We start from the raw sequence: 13,913 nt of genomic DNA on the forward strand, positions 1-13,913 counted from the left end.
GCGAGGGATAATTCCGAAACCTGGGCGGTGAATATCACCGCCTTCTGTTTTTATGTCATTGTCTGGAGTAAACCAACATGTCTGACGGCTGGAATATTGCGCTACTTGGCGCGACAGGCGCAGTAGGGAACGCTGTACTGGAACTGCTGGCGGAACGCCAGTTCCCGGTTGGTGAATTGTATTTGCTGGCGAGCGAAAACAGCGCCGGCGAGACCCTGCGCTTTGAGGGACGTTCGCTGCGCGTTGAGAACGCGGCGGATTTCGACTGGTCGCAGGCGCAGCTGGCCTTTTTCGTCGCCGGGCGCGACGCGTCGGCGCGCTATGCCGAGGAGGCCGCCAGTGCCGGTTGCCTGGTGATCGACAGCAGCGACTGCTTCGCGCTGTCGCCGGACGTGCCGCTGGTGGTGCCGGACGTCAACCCGCACGTGCTGGCGGACTACCGCAATCGTAACCTGATAAGCGTCGCCGACAGCCTCACCAGTCAGCTGCTCAGCGCAATCAAACCGCTGGTGGATGCGGCTGGCTTAGGCCGCCTGCAGGTCACGAATCTGATCTCCGCCTCCAGCCACGGCAAAAGCGCGGTAGACGGCCTGGCGGGTGAGAGCGCGCGACTGCTTAACGGCGTTCCGGCGGAAGAGCACTTTTTCGGCCGTCAGCTGGCGTTTAACCTGCTGCCGCAGCTGGCCGACGCGGAGGGCAGCGTCGCCAGCGAGCGTCGTCTGGTCGATCAGGTGCGTAAAGTGCTGCAGGACGAAGGCCTGCCGATTGCGGTCAGCAGCGTGCAGGCGCCGGTCTTTTACGGCAACGCGCAGATCGTGCATCTGGAGAGCCTGCGTCCGCTGTCGGCGGATGAGGCGCGCGCCGAGCTGGCGCAGGCTGCCGATATAAGCCTGAGCGACGAAGATGACTACCCGACGCAGGTCGGCGACGCCTCCGGCAATGAGCAGCTCAGCGTCGGCTGCGTGCGCAACGACTACGGCATTCCTGAACTGCTGCAGTTCTGGTCGGTGGCGGACAATATTCGCTTTGGCGGCGCGCTGATGGCAGTCAAAACCGCTGAGAAGCTGGTGCAGGAGTATCTCTGTTAATGTCGGAAGGTCAGACCTATAAGCTGGCGCTTGGCGTCGAGTATGACGGCAGCCGTTATTACGGCTGGCAGCGCCAGCAGGAAGTGCGCAGCGTGCAGGAAAAGCTGGAAAAAGCGCTGTCGAAAGTGGCGAACCATGACGTAAACGTGTTTTGCGCTGGCCGCACCGACGCCGGCGTACACGGCACCGGACAGGTGGTGCATTTCGAAACCACTTCGCAGCGCGCCGACGGCGCCTGGACGCTGGGCGTAAATGCCAATTTGCCGGAAGATATCGCGGTGCGCTGGGTAAAGGCGGTGCCGGATGAGTTTCACGCGCGCTTCAGCGCAACGGCGCGACGCTACCGCTATCTGATCTACAACCAGCGGCTGCGTCCGGCGATTCTGGGCCGCGGCGTGACGCATTTTTATCATCCGCTGGATGCAGAGAAGATGCACCGCGCCGGACAGTGCCTGCTGGGCGAAAACGACTTTACCTCGTTTCGCGCTGTGCAGTGCCAGTCGCGCACGCCGTGGCGCAACCTGATGCATCTGAACGTCACGCGGCAGGGCGCGTTTGTCATTGTCGACATCAAAGCCAACGCCTTTGTGCATCACATGGTGCGCAATATCGTCGGCAGCCTGATGGAGATCGGCTGCGGCAACCAGCCGGAGGAGTGGATGGCGACGCTGCTGGCGGCGAAAGATCGCACGCAGGCGGCGGCGACGGCCAGAGCGGAAGGACTTTATTTAGTTGCGGTGGATTATCCGTCGCATTTTGCGTTACCCGAACCGCCCATGGGACCCTTGTTCCTGGTGGATTAATTTAGCAGGTCATTTTCAGAGAGGCGTTATGGAGTTCGTCCACTTTTTGGTTGATTTTATTCTGCATATTGATGTGCATCTGGCCGAGCTGGTTGCGCAGTACGGCATCTGGATTTACGCCATTCTGTTCCTGATCCTGTTTTGTGAAACCGGTCTGGTGGTTACGCCTTTCCTGCCGGGCGATTCGCTGCTGTTTGTAGCGGGCGCGCTGGCGGCGCTGCCGGGCAACGATCTTAATATCCACCTGATGGCGCTACTGCTGGCTGTGGCCGCCGTGCTGGGCGATGCGGTGAACTATACTATCGGCCGTCTGTTCGGCGAGCGGCTTTTCAGCAACCCGAACTCTCGCATCTTCCGTCGCAGCTATCTCGATAAAACCCATGGTTTTTATGAGCGTCACGGCGGGAAAACGATTATCCTGGCGCGTTTCGTGCCGATTGTGCGCACCTTTGCGCCTTTCGTTGCCGGTATGGGGCATATGTCTTATCGCCATTTCGCCCTGTTTAACGTGGCCGGCGCGCTGGCGTGGGTGCTGCTGTTCTCCTACGCGGGCTATCTGTTTGGCGACCTGCCGGTGGTGCAGCAGAATCTTAAGCTGCTGATCGTAGCGATTATTGTAGTTTCGGTACTGCCCGGCGTGATTGAGGTCTGGCGTCACCGCCGCCAGGCGAAACAGCACAAACAGCCGTAAAGGGTGCGGTCGCGCCGCGGTTAGACCAGATTTTTATCCACAGTCTGAATTGGTTGTGGTTTAATGAGCGACATTTCATGTCCGCTGAAGCGGTTTTCAGCGGCAAATAAGATGACTGGACCAGGTCAGTTTTAAACAAAAAGGTCTTCAATGAGCTGGATTGAACGCATTCTTAATAAAAGCAACGTTACGCCTGCACGTCGTGCCAGCATCCCTGAAGGGGTCTGGACTAAGTGCGACAGCTGCGGTCAGGTTCTGTACCGCGCCGAGCTGGAGCGTAATCTTGAGGTCTGCCCGAAGTGCGACCATCACATGCGCATGCACGCCCGCGAGCGCCTCAACAGCCTGCTCGACCAGGGCACGCAGACCGAGCTGGGCAGCGAGCTGGAGCCGAAGGATATCCTGAAGTTCCGCGACTCCAAGAAGTATAAAGATCGTCTTGCCGCCGCGCAGAAAGAGACGGAAGAGAAAGACGCGCTGATTGTGATGAAAGGTCAGCTGCACGGTATGCCGGTTGTCGCAGCGGCGTTTGAGTTCGCCTTTATGGGCGGCTCTATGGGCTCCGTGGTTGGCGCGCGCTTCGTGCGTGCGGTTGAGCAGGCGCTGGAAGATAACTGCCCGCTGATCTGCTTCTCCGCCAGCGGCGGCGCGCGTATGCAGGAAGCGCTGATGTCGCTGATGCAGATGGCGAAAACCAGCGCCGCGCTGGCCAAAATGCAGGAGCGCGGTCTGCCCTATATTTCGGTGCTGACCGACCCGACCATGGGCGGCGTCTCTGCCAGCTTCGCGATGCTGGGCGATCTGAACGTCGCCGAGCCGAAGGCGCTTATCGGCTTCGCCGGCCCGCGCGTCATCGAGCAGACCGTGCGCGAAAAACTGCCGCCGGGCTTCCAGCGCAGCGAGTTCCTGATTGAGAAGGGCGCGATCGACATGATTATTCGTCGCCCGGAAATGCGTTATAAACTGGCGAGCCTGCTGGCGAAGATGATGAATCTTCCCGCGCCGCTGCATGATGGCGAACCGACCGCGCCTGCGGGTGAGCCGGAAAGCAACGAGGCCTGACAGGAGAGAGAGGCGCGCGCGGCGCGCCTTTCACCAATGCACCGTCGAACCGGCTGAACCGGGTCAAAATCTGTTAAACGGGACATATGGACACTCTTCACCTTCCTCAAGCCACGTCGCCTTTGGCCACGTGGCTTTATTATCTTGAGCATCTGCATTCGCAGACCATTGAGCTGGGCCTGGATCGCATTCGCTGCGTCGCGCAGCGCCTCGACCTGCTGAAGCCCGCGCCTTTCGTGTTCACCGTCGCCGGTACCAACGGCAAAGGCACCACCTGCCGCACGCTTGAGACGCTGCTGATGGCGGCGGGCTATCGCGTCGGGGTCTACAGCTCGCCGCATCTGGTGCGCTATACCGAACGCGTGCGCGTACAGGGCAAAGAGCTTGATCCCGCGCTGCACAGCGCCAGCTTTGCGAAAATCGAAGCGGGGCGCGGCGACGTTTCCCTGACCTATTTTGAATTCGGCACCCTCTCCGCGCTGAACCTGTTTCAACAGGCGCAGCTGGATGTGGTGATCCTTGAAGTAGGACTGGGCGGTCGCCTGGACGCCACCAATATCGTTGACGCCGACGTGGCAGTGGTAACCAGCATCGCGCTGGATCATACCGACTGGCTCGGCCCGGATCGTGAAAGCATCGGCCGCGAGAAAGCGGGCGTCTTTCGCGGCGGCAGGCCCGCTGTGGTCGGTGAACCGGATATGCCCGCCAGCATCGCCGCCGTCGCGGCGGAGAAGGGCGCGCGGCTGTTGCAGCGCGACCGCGACTGGTGCTACACCCAGCAGCCGGAAAGCTGGGCGTTTCGCGACGCGCAGGGCGAGCTGAACGATCTGCCGCTGCCGCAGGTGCCGCTGCCGAATGCGGCCACGGCGCTGGCGGCGCTGCGCGCTTCCGGGCTGAACGTCAGCGATGCGACGATCCGCGACTATCTGCCGCTGGCGATCCTGCCTGGCCGTTTTCAGACGGTAAGCGAATCGCCGCGCGTCATCCTCGATGTGGCGCATAACCCCCATGCGGCGAGCTATCTGGCGTCGCGTCTGGCGCAGCTGCCGAATAGCGGCCGCGTGCATGCGGTGGTGGGAATGCTGCATGATAAAGATATCGCCGGCACCCTTGAGGCGCTGGCGCCGCAAATCGACCGCTGGTACTGCGCGCCGCTTGACGGCCCGCGCGGCGCTACCGCCGATGAGCTGATGGCGCATCTGCCGGCCGACGCGGCGACGGCCTTTGCCAACGTGGACAGCGCCTGGCAGGCGGCGCGTCAGCAGGCCGAGGCGCAGGACATTGTGCTGGTATGTGGATCTTTCCATACCGTGGCGCAGGTCATGGAATCGACAGAGATGGAGAAAGGTCGTGGCGAGTAAGTTTCAGAACCGCCTGGTCGGCACCATTATTCTGGTGGCGGTGGGCGTGATTGTGCTGCCGGGCCTGCTGGACGGCAAAAAGAAGCACTATAAAGAGGAGTTCGCGGCGATCCCGCTGGTGCCGAAGCCCGATGACCAACAGGATAGCGAGATGGTGCCGCCGGTTACGCAGCCATTGCCTGCTCAGCCGCCGCAGGGCGCGGGCAGCGCGGTAAGCGGCGGCAACAGCGGTGCCAGCAATCCTGTCGCCGAGCAGGGTAACGCCACGCCGCAGAGCAACAGCGAGCCGAGCGTAGTGACGCCGCCGCCGGTGCATCAGAGCGCGCCGACGAAGCCGCGTCAGGTTGAGCAGCCAAAAACCAGACCGGTCGAACAGCCGAAAGCGAAAGCCGTTGAGCAGCCGAAAACGCAGCCGAAGCCGGTAGAGCAGCCGAAGCCGGTTGAGTCTAAGCCGGTGGAAACGAAGCAGAGTGAACCGGCGAAACCTGCGGAAACGCCGAAGCCAGCGGAGCAGAGCGCGCCTGCCGGTCAGGCTTACGTGGTGCAGCTCGGTGCGCTGAAAAACGCAGCGAAGGTCAATGAGATCGTCGCGAAGCTGCGTCTGTCTGGCTATCGCGCTTTCACCGTACCATCGACGCCGGTACAGGGGCAAATCACCCGTATTTATGTCGGTCCGGACGCCTCAAAAGCGAAGCTGCAAAGCTCGCTGTCGGAGCTGCAGAGCGTTTCCGGCCTCGGCGGCGTGGTGAAGCCCTATAGCGCGCATTAAAGCATCAACAGGCGTCGCCGATTGCATAAAAAGGCGGCGCCGCACGCAGTGTTAAAGCGACGCTGGCTAATATAATTTGTTTAGATTCAACGGCTTGTCCGGGTGAGTCTCCGTCGGGCGAGGAAAGTTTTTTTCATCGCCCTTTTTATGGAAGGTGAAAAGGAAAAGCGCTACGCAAACGTTTTCTTTTTCTGTTAGAATGCGCCCCGAACTGGATGCAGGGGTGCAAACGCACTGGCGCTGGAAGAGTTCATGATCTGGATTGATTACGTCATTATTGCGGTAGTTGGTTTTTCGGCTCTGGTCAGCCTGATTCGAGGGTTTGTCCGCGAAGCCTTATCTCTCGTTACCTGGGGATGCGCGTTTTTTGTCGCCAGTCATTACTACGCCTACCTTGCAGTCTGGTTTACAGGTTTTGACGACGAACTGGTGCGTAACGGTATCGCCATCGCGGTGCTGTTCGTCGCGACGCTGATTGTCGGCGCGATAGTCAACTATGTGATCGGCTCGCTGGTTGAAAAGACCGGCCTGTCGGGAACCGACAGGGTGTTGGGGGTCTGTTTCGGGGCGTTACGCGGCGTGCTGATCGTTAGCGCGATTCTTTTCTTCCTCGACACATTCACCGGCTTTTCCAAAAGTCCGGACTGGCAGCAGTCCCAGCTCATTCCCCAGTTCAGTTATATAATCAGATGGTTTTTTGACTACCTGAAAAGCACGTCGAGTTTTTTACCCCGGTGACGCCACCGGGAGTGCGGCTAATGAGGAAATGACAACATGTGCGGTATTGTTGGTATCACCGGGTTTATGCCGGTCAACCAGTCGATCTATGATGCGTTAACGGTGCTTCAGCACCGCGGGCAGGACGCCGCAGGCATTTGTACTATCGATGCGCTGAAGTGCTTCCGTCTGCGTAAGGCGAACGGCCTCGTCAGCGATGTCTTTGAAGCTCGCCACATGCAGCGTCTGCAGGGCAATATGGGGATCGGCCACGTTCGCTACCCAACCGCAGGCAGCTCCAGCGCCTCTGAAGCGCAGCCGTTCTACGTTAACTCGCCGTACGGTATTACCCTGGCTCATAACGGCAACCTGACCAACGCGCACGAGCTGCGCAAGCATCTGTTCGAAAAAGGCCGTCGCCACGTCAACACCACCTCAGATTCTGAAATCCTGCTTAATATTTTCGCGCAGGAGCTGGACCGTTTTCAGAACGACCCGCTGGAAGCGGACAATATTTTCGCTGCGGTGGCGGCGGTGCATCAGCAGGTGCGCGGCGCTTACGCCGTCGTCGCCATGATCATCGGCCACGGCATGGTCGCCTTCCGCGATCCCAACGGCATCCGTCCGCTGGTGCTGGGCAAGCGCGTGCTGCCGGACAGCCGCGTTGAGTATATGGTCGCCTCTGAGAGCGTGGCGCTTGATACGCTGGGCTTTGAGTTCCTGCGCGACGTCGCGCCGGGCGAGGGCGTCTATATTACCGAGCAGGGCCAGCTGTTTACGCGCCAGTGCGCCGAGAACCCGAAAAGCAATCCGTGTCTGTTCGAGTACGTCTATTTTGCTCGTCCAGACTCGTTCCTCGATAAGATCTCCGTCTACAGCGCGCGCGTGCGCATGGGCACCAAGCTGGGTGAAAAAATTGCCCGCGAGTGGGAAGATCTCGATATTGACGTGGTGATCCCGATTCCGGAAACCTCTACCGATATCGCGCTGGAGATCGCGCGCATTCTCGACAAACCCTATCGTCAGGGCTTTGTGAAAAACCGCTACGTCGGCCGCACCTTTATCATGCCGGGCCAGCAGCTGCGCCGCAGCGCCGTTCGCCGCAAGCTCAACGCCAACCGCGCCGAGTTTCGCGACAAGAACGTGCTGCTGGTAGATGACTCTATTGTGCGCGGCACCACCTCTGAGCAGATTATCGAGATGGCGCGTGAAGCGGGCGCGAAACGCGTCTATCTGGCCTCTGCCGCGCCGGAAATTCGTTTCCCGAACGTCTACGGTATTGATATGCCGAGCGCGACCGAGCTGATCGCTCATGGACGTGAAGTGGAAGAGATTTGCCAGTTAATTAAAGCTGACGCGCTGATTTTCCAGGATCTGGATGACCTGATTGAGGCAGTGCGCGAAGAGAACCCCGATATCGCTCAGTTCGAATGTTCGGTGTTTAACGGCGTTTATGTCACTAAAGATGTCGATCAGCAGTATCTGGAGTATCTCCAGTCGCTGCGCAACGACGACGCCAAAGCCCTTCAGCGTCAGAACGAAGTCGAGAACCTCGAGCTGCATAACGAAGGTTAATCGCGTTCTCAGCTATGATGAGATGAACACGGGGCGGAGAAATCCGCCCCGTTTGTTTTCCCGATCCGGCACGCGCTATCATAGCGCCTCACTGAAACGGCAAGGAAGAAGTATGAAACGACTCATCATTGGCATCTCAGGCGCAAGCGGCGCTATCTACGGCGTGCGGCTGCTGCAGGTGTTGCAGCAGGTCAGCGAAGTGGAAACCCATCTGGTGATGAGTCCGGCGGCGCGACAGACCCTGAGTCTTGAGACGGACTATACGCTGCGCGAAGTGCAGGCGCTGGCAGACGTGGTGCATGACGTGCGCGATATTGCTGCCAGCATCTCTTCGGGGTCGTTCAAGACCCTTGGCATGGCGATCCTTCCCTGTTCGATGAAAACCCTCTCCGGCATCGTGCACAGCTACAGCGACAGCCTGCTGACGCGCGCCGCCGACGTTGTGCTGAAAGAGCAGCGCAAGCTGGTTTTGGGCGTGCGTGAAACTCCGCTGCATATCGGCCATCTGCGCATGATGACCACTGCCGCCGAGCTGGGTGCGGTTATCATGCCGCCGGTACCCGCCTTCTACCACCGGCCGCAGTCGATCATGGAACTGGTGGATCAGACGGTGAATCGCGTGGTTGATCAGTTCGATATCACGCTGCCGCAGGATCTTTTTGCGCGCTGGAACGGTGCATGACCGTCAGATTTTGCACTATTGAAGTGCAAATGCGCGTGGGCGATCACTCTTCGTGCATTTGATGCACCAAAAGTTAACAAAGTCGCTTTTTCTCTCTTACATCACTGATATATTCCCCTCACAAACCCGGTGGAATCGCCTCGCTGGCGCTTTGCCGGGCGCGCTAACGGCTTGCATTGCTGGCATGAAATATGCAAGAAATATGTGGCTTAACAAGCGCAAACACACATCACGCACCCATAACAAAAAGCACTTCACTGAGGGTAATCTATGAAAAAGCGAGTTCTGGCTCTTTCTCTCATGCTGGGCCTGACCAGCGCCGCCAGCGTTTTCGCCGCGGTGCCGTCGTCGATTCGCATTGGGACTGACCCAACTTACCCGCCGTTTGAATCGAAAAACGCGCAAGGACAGTTAGTAGGCTTCGATATCGATCTCGCTAACGAAATCTGCAAACGCATGAATACGAAGTGCACCTATGTCGAAAGCGACTTCGATGCGCTGATCCCTTCGCTGAAGGCGAAGAAAATCGACGCCATCATCTCGTCGCTCTCTATTACCGCCAAACGTCAGGAAGAGATCGGTTTCTCCGACAAACTCTATGCGGCCAATGCCCGTCTCGTCGCGCCGAAAGGCTCGCCGATCCAGCCGACCATCGAGTCGCTGAAGGGTAAAAACATCGGCCTGCTGCAGGGCACTACTCAGGAAACCTACGCCAATCAAAACTGGCGCCCCAAAGGCGTTAACGTTACGCCTTACGCTAACCAGGATCTGGTCTATCAGGATCTGAACGCAGGCCGTATCGATGCCGCATTCCAGGATGAAGTGCAGGCGAGCGAAGGCTTCCTGAAGCAGCCGGTTGGCAAAAATTACGCCTTCGCCGGTCCGGCGGTTAAAGACGACAAGATTTTCGGCGTCGGCACCGGTATGGGGTTGCGTAAAGATGACAGCGAACTGAAAGCGGCTATTGATAAGGCGTTCGAAGCGATGCGCAAAGATGGCACCTACGATAAGATCGCGAAAAAGTATTTTGATTTCAATGTGTACGGTGACTAACCCTGTCGACCTTTGCCTGATCCCTCTTCGTTGAGCCGCGCGGCGCAACGCAAAACCCGGTCAGGACTGCCCGCTGGTGCGCCCGCGGGCAGGACATTCATCTTTCTCCACGACAGGATTGATTAAATGTTGTACGGCTATTCCGATGTTATTCTTAGAGGCACCCTGGTCACGCTGGAGCTGGCGCTCAGTTCAGTCGTGCTGGCGGTGGTGCTCGGCCTGATTGGCGCGGGCGCGAAACTCTCCCGCAGTCGCCCGCTGGCGATGCTGTTTGAAGGCTATACCACGCTGATTCGCGGCGTGCCCGATCTGGTGCTGATGCTGCTGATCTTTTACGGTCTGCAGATCGCGCTTAATACGCTCACCGATGCTATGGGCCTCGCCCAGTTCGATATCGACCCGATGGTGGCCGGTATTATCACGCTCGGGTTTATTTACGGTGCCTACTTTACTGAAACTTTTCGCGGCGCGTTTCTCGCGGTGCCGAAAGGGCAGATCGAAGCCGCTACGGCGTTCGGCTTTACCGGTTCGCAGGTGTTTCGCCGCATTCTGTTCCCCGGCATGATGCGCTATGCGCTGCCGGGCATCGGCAACAACTGGCAGGTGATCCTTAAAGCCACGGCGCTGGTGTCGCTGCTGGGGCTGGAGGATGTAGTGAAGGCGACGCAGCTGGCGGGAAAGAGTACCTGGCAGCCGTTCTACTTCGCCATTGTCGCGGGCGCTATCTATCTCATCTTTACCACGCTGTCTAACGGCGTGCTGTGGTGGCTGAATCGCCGCTACTCGGTCGGCGTAAAAAGGGCAGAGCTATGATCGACATTATTCAGGAGTACTGGAAATCCCTGCTCTGGACCGACGGCTACCGCTTTACTGGCGTCGCCATTACCTTATGGCTGCTGATCCTGTCGGTGGTCATCGGCGGCTGTCTGGCGGTGCTGCTGGCGATCGCGCGCGTGTCGCCGAACCGCTTTGTCAGTATGCCGGTCTGGCTCTTTACCTATGTGTTCCGCGGTACGCCGCTCTATGTGCAGCTGCTGGTGTTCTACTCCGGCATGTATACGCTGGAAGTGGTGAAAGGCTCGGAGCTGCTTAACGCCTTTTTCCGCAGCGGGCTGAACTGTACGCTGCTGGCGTTTACCCTTAACACCTGCGCCTATACCACGGAGATTTTCGCCGGGGCGATCCGCGCCGTACCACACGGCGAGATCGAGGCGGCGCGCGCTTACGGCTTCTCGACCTTCAAGCTCTATCGCTGCATCATCCTGCCGTCGGCGCTGCGTACTGCGCTGCCCGCCTACAGCAATGAAGTAATCCTGATGCTGCACTCTACGGCGCTCGCCTTTACCGCAACGGTGCCGGACCTGCTGAAGATCGCGCGCGATATTAACTCGGCGACCTATCAGCCTTTTACCGCGTTCGGCCTTGCGGCGGTGCTCTATCTGATTATCTCTTATGTGTTGATTAGCCTGTTCCGTCTGGCGGAGCGCCGCTTCCTCGCACACATCAAACCTTCGTCATCGCATTGAGTGGAACTATGGCTGATAACAAACTAAGCGTGACCGAACTGCACAAGCGTTACGGTGACCATGAAGTATTAAAAGGCGTCTCTTTACAGGCCGATGCGGGCGATGTCATCAGCATCATTGGATCGTCTGGTTCGGGGAAAAGTACCTTCCTGCGCTGCATTAATTTCCTGGAGAAACCGAGCGAAGGCACTATCTCCGTCACCAACGAGCCGATCAACCTGGTGCGCGACACGGACGGTCAGCTCAAGGTCGCCAATAAAGAGCAGCTGCGTTCGCTACGCACCCGCCTGACCATGGTGTTCCAGCACTTTAACCTGTGGAGCCACATGACGGTGCTGGAGAACGTAATGGAGGCGCCGATCCAGGTGCTGGGGCTTAGTAAAGCGGAGGCCCGCACCCGCGCCATCAACTATCTCAACAAGGTTGGCATCGACGAACGTGCGCAGGCGAAATATCCGGTGCACCTTTCCGGCGGTCAGCAGCAGCGCGTCTCTATCGCGCGCGCGCTGGCGATGGAGCCGGAGGTGCTGCTGTTCGACGAACCGACCTCGGCGCTCGATCCTGAACTGGTGGGCGAAGTGCTGCGTATCATGCAGAAGCTGGCGGAAGAGGGCAAAACCATGGTGGTGGTCACCCATGAGATGGAATTTGCGCGCCATGTCTCCAGCCACGTAATCTTTCTGCATCAGGGCAAGATTGAAGAGGAAGGGCCGCCGGACGCGCTGTTTGGCAGCCCGAAAAGCCCGCGCCTGCAGCAGTTTCTGAAAGGGTCGCTGAAGTAGGCTTCCGCCTCCTCCGTTACGCGGAGGAGGCGGCCGTTAAGCCGCGCCTTTGCCTGTCGGTTTCCCGACCACATCCTGCAACGCCTCCTGTAAGTCATACCAGCGAAAGCCGAAGCCGGAGGCTTCCAGCCGTTTCGGCAGCACATGCTGTCCCCCCAGCACCAGCACCGCCGATTCGCCCATCATCATTTTGATGGCGCTGGCGGGCGTGCGCATAAAAGCCGGGCGATGCATAACATGGCCGAGCGTGGCAGCGAACTGCTCGTTGCGCACCGCGTAGGGTGCCACCATATTGAACGGGCCGCTGAGTTCGTCATGATCCAGCAGCCAGAGGATGGCGTTCACCATATCGTCGATATGGATCCACGGCAGATACTGTTTACCGCTGCCGATGGGGCCGCCGACGCCGAGCCTGAACGGCAGCTTCATTTTGCTTAGCGCGCCCCCTTCGCTGGCCAGCACCACGCCGGTACGCAGCAGGCAGACGCGGGTGCGCTCGCTCTGGGCGCTGAGCGCCAGCTGCTCCCAGCGCGCGCAGAGGCTGTGGGTAAACTCTTCCTGGCCCTGATCCTCCTCTGTCATTACCAGCTCGCCGGTATCGCCGTAGTAGCCGGTCGCCGAGCCGGAAATCAGCACGCGCGGCGGAGAGTGGCTGGCGTTAATCAGCGAGGCGATGCGTTCGGTAATTTGCCATCGGCTTTCGCATAAAAGCTGCTTCTGCTGTTCGGTCCAGCGCTTGTCGGCAATGGGCTCGCCCGCGAGGTTGATAACCGCGTCGATGCCGTCCAGGTTTTGCTGCTGCGCCAGTCCTGACCAGAGCGCGACGCCCGCGTCGAGCTTTTCGCGCGCGGCGGCGACATCGCGCGTAACAACGCTGACCTGATGTCCCAGCGTTAACAGACGTGGAATAAGATGGCGGCCGATTAGCCCGGTGCCGCCGGTCATAAGTATGTGCATCTCGCGTCTCCTTATCATTTTTCTGATACGCACTGTTTCAGCATAGAAGAAGCGCGGCCGCGCGCTGCTGCACTGCGTCGCGCTTTGAGAAGATCGGACCAGCAGGAGATTGCTTTGCTGAAAAAAAGTCGGTAAATATCAGGCTACCCGGAAAAGCCAGTTGAGGTAGCAGATGAATTACCCGTCCATCACCCTGTGGTCTGATTCATCGTTTTTTAGTCCTTACGCCATGTCCGTTTACGTTGCGCTCACCGAAAAAGGTGTGCCCTTTACGCTTAAACGCGTCGATCTCTCGCAAAATCAGCAGTTCGCCAGCGATTACCGCGCGCTGTCGCTGACCTGTCGCGTGCCGACGCTACAGGTTGACGAGTTTGTACTGAGCGAGTCCTCTGCTATCGCTGAATATCTGGAAGAACGTTTTCCGGCCCCTGAGTTTGAGCGGCTCTATCCGCGCGATCGCGAGAAGCGCGCGCGGGCGCGTGAGGTGCAGGCCTGGCTGCGCAGCGATTTCATGCCGATCCGTCAGGAGCGACCAACTGAAGTGTTGTTTGCGGGCGAGCGTTTTCCGCCGCTGACGCCGGCGGCCGCGCAGGCGGTGGAGAAACTGATTGCGGCGTGTCTGCGTCTGTTGCCGGATAACCAGCAGAATTTATTTGGCGAGTGGTCTGTTGCCGACACGGATCTGGCGGTGATGCTGAATCGTCTGGCGCTGCACGGCGACGCGCTGCCCGATAAGCTCAGGGAATATGCTGAATTTCAGTGGCAGCGCGCCTCGGTTCAGCTCTGGCTGGCGGAAAGCGGCAAACAACGATAGTTTGCGCCGCTTGCTCAGGCGAGCGGAAGTGAT

The 13,913-nt window shown here is 59.0% G+C and carries 15 protein-coding genes; 14 read left to right on the top strand and 1 reads right to left on the bottom strand.

Annotated elements, in window-relative coordinates; all coding sequences use genetic code 11:
* Positions 1–77 precede the first annotated feature (77 nt).
* The 13 genes from B3797_RS15845 (at position 78) to hisP (ending at position 12,109) form a co-directional block, all read left to right on the top strand.
* Complete coding sequence (locus B3797_RS15845) at positions 78–1,088, top strand: aspartate-semialdehyde dehydrogenase (protein ID WP_311791568.1); 1,011 nt, start codon at positions 78–80, stop codon at positions 1,086–1,088.
* Positions 1,088–1,891 carry a tRNA pseudouridine(38-40) synthase TruA gene (gene truA, locus B3797_RS15850; protein WP_120453044.1) on the top strand — a complete coding sequence of 268 codons (804 nt, stop codon included), beginning with the start codon at positions 1,088–1,090 and terminating at the stop codon, positions 1,889–1,891. The genes B3797_RS15845 and truA overlap by 1 nt, the downstream gene beginning before the upstream one ends.
* Positions 1,892–1,919: 28 nt before the next feature.
* Entirely contained in the window at positions 1,920–2,582 is a 663-nt protein-coding gene (locus B3797_RS15855; protein ID WP_311791569.1) for a DedA family protein, read from the top strand.
* A gap of 150 nt (positions 2,583–2,732) precedes the next feature.
* Complete coding sequence (gene accD, locus B3797_RS15860; protein ID WP_311782678.1) at positions 2,733–3,644, top strand: acetyl-CoA carboxylase, carboxyltransferase subunit beta; 912 nt, start codon at positions 2,733–2,735, stop codon at positions 3,642–3,644.
* A gap of 86 nt (positions 3,645–3,730) precedes the next feature.
* Entirely contained in the window at positions 3,731–5,005 is a 1,275-nt protein-coding gene (gene folC / locus B3797_RS15865) for a bifunctional tetrahydrofolate synthase/dihydrofolate synthase (RefSeq protein WP_311791570.1), read from the top strand.
* The gene (gene dedD / locus B3797_RS15870) at positions 4,995–5,774 is read left to right on the top strand and encodes a cell division protein DedD (RefSeq protein WP_311782676.1); all 780 of its coding nucleotides are present in this window, start codon (positions 4,995–4,997) and stop codon (positions 5,772–5,774) included. The genes folC and dedD overlap by 11 nt, the downstream gene beginning before the upstream one ends.
* Positions 5,775–6,026: 252 nt before the next feature.
* Positions 6,027–6,512 carry a colicin V production protein gene (gene cvpA / locus B3797_RS15875; protein ID WP_021509181.1) on the top strand — a complete coding sequence of 162 codons (486 nt, stop codon included), beginning with the start codon at positions 6,027–6,029 and terminating at the stop codon, positions 6,510–6,512.
* A gap of 36 nt (positions 6,513–6,548) precedes the next feature.
* Positions 6,549–8,066, top strand: a complete 1,518-nt coding sequence (gene purF, locus B3797_RS15880; RefSeq protein WP_120453053.1) for an amidophosphoribosyltransferase — start codon at positions 6,549–6,551, stop codon at positions 8,064–8,066.
* A gap of 112 nt (positions 8,067–8,178) precedes the next feature.
* Positions 8,179–8,748 carry a UbiX family flavin prenyltransferase gene (locus B3797_RS15885; RefSeq protein WP_311782675.1) on the top strand — a complete coding sequence of 190 codons (570 nt, stop codon included), beginning with the start codon at positions 8,179–8,181 and terminating at the stop codon, positions 8,746–8,748.
* A gap of 270 nt (positions 8,749–9,018) precedes the next feature.
* Positions 9,019–9,801: a lysine/arginine/ornithine ABC transporter substrate-binding protein ArgT gene (argT, locus tag B3797_RS15890; protein ID WP_311782674.1), complete on the top strand. Its 783-nt coding sequence runs from the start codon at positions 9,019–9,021 to the stop codon at positions 9,799–9,801.
* Positions 9,802–9,927: 126 nt separating this feature from the next.
* A complete protein-coding gene (locus B3797_RS15895) occupies positions 9,928–10,614 on the top strand; it encodes a histidine ABC transporter permease HisQ (RefSeq protein ID WP_311782673.1) in 687 nt (228 codons plus the stop codon).
* A complete protein-coding gene (locus B3797_RS15900; RefSeq protein ID WP_120453058.1) occupies positions 10,611–11,327 on the top strand; it encodes an ABC transporter permease in 717 nt (238 codons plus the stop codon). Before B3797_RS15895 ends, B3797_RS15900 begins: the two co-directional genes overlap by 4 nt.
* Before the next feature lie 8 nt (positions 11,328–11,335).
* On the top strand, positions 11,336–12,109 hold the full coding sequence (hisP, locus tag B3797_RS15905; protein WP_120453059.1) for a histidine ABC transporter ATP-binding protein HisP: 774 nt from the start codon (positions 11,336–11,338) through the stop codon (positions 12,107–12,109).
* Between the two features lie 36 nt (positions 12,110–12,145).
* Here hisP and B3797_RS15910 read toward each other — a convergent pair whose 3' ends face one another.
* Complete coding sequence (locus B3797_RS15910; RefSeq protein WP_311791571.1) at positions 12,146–13,066, bottom strand: TIGR01777 family oxidoreductase; 921 nt, start codon at positions 13,064–13,066, stop codon at positions 12,146–12,148.
* Positions 13,067–13,238: 172 nt separating this feature from the next.
* On the opposite strand from B3797_RS15910, the gene yfcF reads away from it, so the two are divergent.
* Positions 13,239–13,880, top strand: a complete 642-nt coding sequence (gene yfcF, locus B3797_RS15915; RefSeq protein WP_311782671.1) for a glutathione transferase — start codon at positions 13,239–13,241, stop codon at positions 13,878–13,880.
* Positions 13,881–13,913 lie beyond the last annotated feature (33 nt).

This window comes from Pantoea sp. UBA5923 (assembly GCF_002431095.1).
GTDB lineage: Bacteria > Pseudomonadota > Gammaproteobacteria > Enterobacterales > Enterobacteriaceae > Pantoea > Pantoea piersonii.

Coding starts and splice junctions, on each gene's coding strand:
- B3797_RS15910 (WP_311791571.1), bottom strand. CDS start 13,066: ATGCACATACTTATGACCGGCGGCACCGGGCTAATCGGCCGCCATCTT.
- argT (WP_311782674.1), top strand. CDS start 9,019: ATGAAAAAGCGAGTTCTGGCTCTTTCTCTCATGCTGGGCCTGACCAGC.
- cvpA (WP_021509181.1), top strand. CDS start 6,027: ATGATCTGGATTGATTACGTCATTATTGCGGTAGTTGGTTTTTCGGCT.
- B3797_RS15900 (WP_120453058.1), top strand. CDS start 10,611: ATGATCGACATTATTCAGGAGTACTGGAAATCCCTGCTCTGGACCGAC.
- accD (WP_311782678.1), top strand. CDS start 2,733: ATGAGCTGGATTGAACGCATTCTTAATAAAAGCAACGTTACGCCTGCA.
- yfcF (WP_311782671.1), top strand. CDS start 13,239: ATGAATTACCCGTCCATCACCCTGTGGTCTGATTCATCGTTTTTTAGT.
- B3797_RS15845 (WP_311791568.1), top strand. CDS start 78: ATGTCTGACGGCTGGAATATTGCGCTACTTGGCGCGACAGGCGCAGTA.
- hisP (WP_120453059.1), top strand. CDS start 11,336: ATGGCTGATAACAAACTAAGCGTGACCGAACTGCACAAGCGTTACGGT.
- purF (WP_120453053.1), top strand. CDS start 6,549: ATGTGCGGTATTGTTGGTATCACCGGGTTTATGCCGGTCAACCAGTCG.
- truA (WP_120453044.1), top strand. CDS start 1,088: ATGTCGGAAGGTCAGACCTATAAGCTGGCGCTTGGCGTCGAGTATGAC.
- B3797_RS15895 (WP_311782673.1), top strand. CDS start 9,928: ATGTTGTACGGCTATTCCGATGTTATTCTTAGAGGCACCCTGGTCACG.
- folC (WP_311791570.1), top strand. CDS start 3,731: ATGGACACTCTTCACCTTCCTCAAGCCACGTCGCCTTTGGCCACGTGG.
- B3797_RS15885 (WP_311782675.1), top strand. CDS start 8,179: ATGAAACGACTCATCATTGGCATCTCAGGCGCAAGCGGCGCTATCTAC.
- B3797_RS15855 (WP_311791569.1), top strand. CDS start 1,920: ATGGAGTTCGTCCACTTTTTGGTTGATTTTATTCTGCATATTGATGTG.